Genomic DNA, 614 nt, shown 5'->3' with positions numbered 1-614 from the left:
GGCCAGGGCGGCACCGACGTCGTCACCATCGGTTCGGCCGGCGGCACGCTGCTGGTTTCGGGTCTGGAGACGCTGACGGGCGGCACGGGTTCGGAACTGGTGTTCCTCGGCACGGCCGGCAACACGCTCTCGGTGTCGGGCATCGACATCCTGATCGGCGGCACCGGCACCGACGTCGTTACCTTCGGTTCGGCCGGCAACACGCTGCTGCTGCGCGGCATCGAGACGCTGAGCGGCCAGGGCGGCACCGATGTCATAACGCTGGGCGACACCGGCAACAGCGTGTCCGTGTCGCTGTTCGAGATGGTCATCGGCGGTACCGGCACCGATGCCGTCACGTTGGGGACTGCCGGCAACACACTGCTCGTATCGGCGGTCGAAACCCTGACGGGGGCGGCCGGTACCGACGTCGTCACTCTGGGTTCGACGCTCGGCAACACCCTGCTGATTTCGGGTCTGGAGACCCTGACGGGTGCGACCGGCACCGATGTCGTCACCCTGGGCACGGCCGGCAACACGCTGCTGCTGTCGCTGCTGGAGACGATCACCGGCGATGCCGGCACCGACGTCGTCACCCTGGGCTCGGTCGGCGGCACGCTGCTGGCGTCGGGGCT

Annotated in this window: 1 pseudogene; it reads left to right on the top strand. The window is 68.9% G+C overall.

Features of this window, described 5'->3' with window-relative positions:
- Positions 1–614: pseudogene (locus tag FZ938_RS30375) on the top strand (hypothetical protein); the annotation flags it as partial.

Origin of the sequence: Azospirillum oryzae (genome assembly GCF_008364795.1) — a bacterium.
Lineage (GTDB): Bacteria > Pseudomonadota > Alphaproteobacteria > Azospirillales > Azospirillaceae > Azospirillum > Azospirillum oryzae.
The sequence above is the reverse complement of the archived record's forward strand: the minus strand, read 5'-3'. Positions and strand labels throughout refer to the sequence as shown.